General features: G+C 38.3%; 4 protein-coding genes. 3 read left to right on the forward strand and 1 reads right to left on the reverse strand.

The window, feature by feature from the left end:
• The first annotated feature begins 63 nt into the window (after positions 1-63).
• Positions 64-804, forward strand: coding sequence for a gamma-glutamyl-gamma-aminobutyrate hydrolase family protein (locus QZ334_RS07185; RefSeq protein ID WP_295233182.1), 741 nt, complete (start codon positions 64-66; stop codon positions 802-804).
• A gap of 15 nt (positions 805-819) precedes the next feature.
• Positions 820-2,127, forward strand: coding sequence for an APC family permease (locus tag QZ334_RS07190; RefSeq protein ID WP_295233184.1), 1,308 nt, complete (start codon positions 820-822; stop codon positions 2,125-2,127).
• A gap of 366 nt (positions 2,128-2,493) precedes the next feature.
• On the opposite strand, the gene QZ334_RS07195 is transcribed toward QZ334_RS07190, so the two are convergent.
• Entirely contained in the window at positions 2,494-3,333 is an 840-nt protein-coding gene (locus tag QZ334_RS07195) for a hypothetical protein (protein WP_295233187.1), read from the reverse strand.
• A 137-nt stretch (positions 3,334-3,470) separates the two neighbouring features.
• Between QZ334_RS07195 and QZ334_RS07200 the strand changes: the two genes are divergently transcribed.
• Positions 3,471-4,130: an HAD family hydrolase gene (locus tag QZ334_RS07200; protein WP_295233189.1), complete on the forward strand. Its 660-nt coding sequence runs from the start codon at positions 3,471-3,473 to the stop codon at positions 4,128-4,130.
• Positions 4,131-4,196 lie beyond the last annotated feature (66 nt).

Below are 4,196 nucleotides of genomic sequence, written 5' to 3' on the forward strand. Positions count from 1 at the left end.
CTAATATTTGATATACTTAAACTATACTAATTGTACAAATTTTTACACATACGAGGTGATATTATGACAAAACCATTCATTGGTGTATCTGGCAATATCTTACGAGATAGCGGCGGTGCCTACGTAGATTTATTACGTTCTTATGTAAACCATGATTATCCACGCTCTATCGAAGAGGCTGGTGGCATTCCAGTTATCATTCCATTTACAAAAAATCTGGACGTAGCCCGTGAAACAGTAGCAAAACTTGACGCCTTATTATTATCTGGTGGCCATGATGTATCTCCCCTAAATTACGGTGAGGAACCATTGCAAGGTCTAGGCGATGTATTCCCTGAACGAGATCAATTCGATTTTGCATTATTAAAAGCAGCAGAAGAAAAACAGATTCCTATCTTTTGTATTTGCCGAGGCATTCAAATTTTAAATGTATATCGTGGTGGTTCTCTATACCAAGATTTACAGTATGATGAAAACTGTACGATAAAACATTCACAAAACCAAACACCTTCTCTTGGCACTCATACAGTAGATATTGAATTTGAATCTAAGCTTGCTAGTGCTATTGGTCGCTCCACATGGATTACAAATTCCCACCATCATCAAACAGTAAAACATGTTGGTAAAGGTTTACAAGTAGTAGCAAGAGCTAAGGATGGTACTGTAGAAGCATTAGAAGACGCTTCCTATCCTTGGTTAGTAGCCTGCCAATTCCATCCAGAAATGATGTCTGAAACAGATGAAAATGCAAAACGTTTATTTGCTGCCTTTGTAACAGCAGCTCGAGAAAATATAACTAAATAGTAGGAAGGTTTTAGTATGAAAGAAACAGGAAAATTTGGCTTCTGGAGTATTGTACTCCTAGGCATCAATGGTATTGTAGGGACAGGTATTTTCCTACTACCAAACAAAGCATATTCTATCATTGGTTCCGCTAGTTTAGGCGTCCTATTATTTGATGCCGTTATTGCAGGATGTATCGCCCTTTGCTTTGCTGAAGCGGCAAGCCTATTTACACGTAATGGCGGACCTTACCTATATGCAAAACATGCATTAGGTGACTTTTGGGCCTTCGAAGTAGGCGTTCTAAAATGGATTGTAACCGTTATTGCTTGGGCGGCCATGGCCGTTGGCTTTGCTACCGCATTAGGTGCTGCAGTACCGGCGTTAAGTGGTGATCTTGCAAAAGATGTTATTTCATTTATCTTGATTGTAGGTCTTACCATTGTAAATATCTTTGGTGTTAACGTATCAAAATTCGTTAACAACTTAATCACTATTTCTAAGTTAGTCCCTCTTGCCTTATTCATTGCAATTGGCATTTTCTTTATAAATGGAGCTAACTTTACGCCAGTCTTCCCGCAAGATACTTATGTGGATGGATCATTTGCACAAGCCGCAGTTCTTCTATTCTTTGCCTATACAGGATTTGAAGTTATTGCCATTGCTGCAGAGGATATGAAAAATCCTAAAAAGAATTTACCACGTGCTATTATCATGTGTATGCTTCTCGTGTCCGTTCTATATATGGCAATCCTCGCCGTATCTATCGGTGTACTCGGTACTGACTTGGCTAATACAAAAGCACCAGTCCAAGATGCTTTTAACGTAATTGTAGGTCCTATCGGTATGTACGTTGTATTAGTAGGAACACTGATTTCTATGGGTGGTATCAACTTTGCGGAGGCTTACTATGCACCTCGTGTGGCTACCTCTATGGCTGAAGACGGTATGTTACCAAGTGCTCTAGCTAAACGTAATCGTTACAATGCACCATATGTTGCAGCTATTGTTACTGCTATTGCCAGTGTATTACTTGCATGGTCTGGTTCCTTTACTACACTAGCAGCCATCAGTGCAGTATCTCGTTTTACACAATACCTACCAACATGTTTAGCGGTTATTATCTTCCGTCGTAAATGGGCAGACAAAGCTCGTTCTTATACAATCCCTGGTGGCTATTTAATCCCAGTTATTGCGATCGGCACCTCCCTATGGATGCTCGCCCAAGCACAAACTAACCAATTACTATGGGGTCTAGGCGGCTGTATTGTAATCTTGCCATTCTACTACTCCTATTGGAAAAAGAAAAAAGCTGGTCTCATTAAAGACCATGATGAAATGTAGAAAAGCTTTTGGTTCTCTTACATATATCTATTTTAGAGATACTACCAGTTAAAAATAATTTCAGGCATCTCATATATACCCTTTTTTGAGATACTACCAATTAAAAATAATTATTTCTAATTAAATTTAAAACTACCAGTTAGTCATGTTGTTTTGTAAACCGATTTTCAATAACAGGAGGTCGTTCTACTACAACGTGAAATTAACTGGTAGTTTTTTACATTTCTAGATTAAATATAATATTTTTAACTGGTAGCATCTCATTAATCATATGTAGTTAGACTAAACATAATACTTTTAACTGGTAGTATCTCGCTAACCATATATATTTAGAATAAGTATAGTACATTTTACTGATAGAGTTATTTATAATAAATCTTCTTCAGTAGTTGTTGTCTTAGTTAATTCTTCTTCGATATAGCCAACTTCATCAGTAGCTTCGTCTTCGTCGCGTGTGTCGATATAGATACTAATAAGCGCTAGTGCGCCTTCTTCATTGAGGGTTGCAATGGCACTCATAGGACCATAGGTTAAAATAAGGCCATCTTCTTCATCGCGAATGATATGAGGTACCGCATCAAAGTGTTGGTTCATGAGCTGATCAAAGTAATCTTCTACATCAAGGCCACTTTCAAGGGTGATGGATTCAGCATCGCCTTTTTGGAATACAACACGTGTGTCTTCATCGATGTACTGATAAAAATCATCCACATCGACATTCGCTGTTTCAAGCCACATGCTGAGGGCTGTAATCCAATCTTTCACAGTAGTTGGTGCAGAAATAAATGCATACTCGCTTTCATCCTCGCCAAAGCGAAGATCATCATACTCAATACTATAGTTTTCCTGACTAGATACGATGCGGTCTACAAGGCCCTCATCATTTACATCTACAAAAATCATGTACACATAGTTATCGCCGCTTTCATAAGAAACAGTCAAACCATGACGTCCCTCATGGAATAGCGCATCCTCCTCGTACACATCGGTAATATGCATCACCTTGCACGTAACAGGCACATTATCAGCCTTAATAGACTCAGTCATCGAGGATAAAAACTCAATACTTTCATTACGATTGCGGCCAATAATACCACGCCCTGTGGACATGTATTCGCAATCCTCGGCTAGAATATTTTCAATGCCGTGAACATCTGCGGATTCAAGAATAGATTTTATCAATAAAAGAGCTTGTATTTCAGTCATACTACGCCTCCTATACGCTGTAATAATTACTGCTACTATTGTAACACAATTATAGTAACAAATACGGCTATTCTCTTGATTTTCTCCATATTTATCATATACTTATAAAGTATATAGATTTCGTATTGGAGGTCCCCATGAAATATACAACCATCGTTTTTGATTGCGACGGCACATTGCTCGATACGGCTACAGATTTAGCAAATGCTGTAAATCATGTACTACGTACACATAACTTCCCTGAAAAGTCTCTAGCAGAGGTTAAGGCAGCACTTGGTAATGCAGTAACCTACTTGATGCGTCAATGTTTACCAAGTTCTGTATCAGATCACGAATTAGAGCCATACATTGAGGAATTCAAAGCATACTATGGTGAGCATTTAAAAGACACAACAGCTCCTTACCCGGGCATCCTAGATATGCTAGATACATTGCATGAACAAGGCTATAAATTAGCTATCGTGTCTAATAAAATCCAAGAAGGTGTAACACCACTTAATAAAGAGTACTTTGGCGATCGCTTACCTGTTGCTATTGGTGAAAGACCTGGCTTACAACGTAAACCAGCACCAGACATGGTACTCCAAGCCTTAAAAGAACTAGGCTCTACACCAGAAGAGTCTATTTATGTAGGTGACTCTGAAGTTGACGTAGCAACTGCAGAAAACTCTGGACTACTATGTATCGGTGTTACCTGGGGCTTTAGAGAAGAATCTCTCCACCAAGAATTAGGCGTAACACATATTGCCCGTAAAGCAGAGGATATCCTAGGCATTGTAGAAAACTTAAATAAATAATATTTTAAATTATAGTCATCAACCTATAACAAATTCATATAAAATAAACGATTTACACATTAAAAC

It is taken from the genome of Veillonella sp. (assembly GCF_019414865.1).
Classification (GTDB): domain Bacteria; phylum Bacillota; class Negativicutes; order Veillonellales; family Veillonellaceae; genus Veillonella.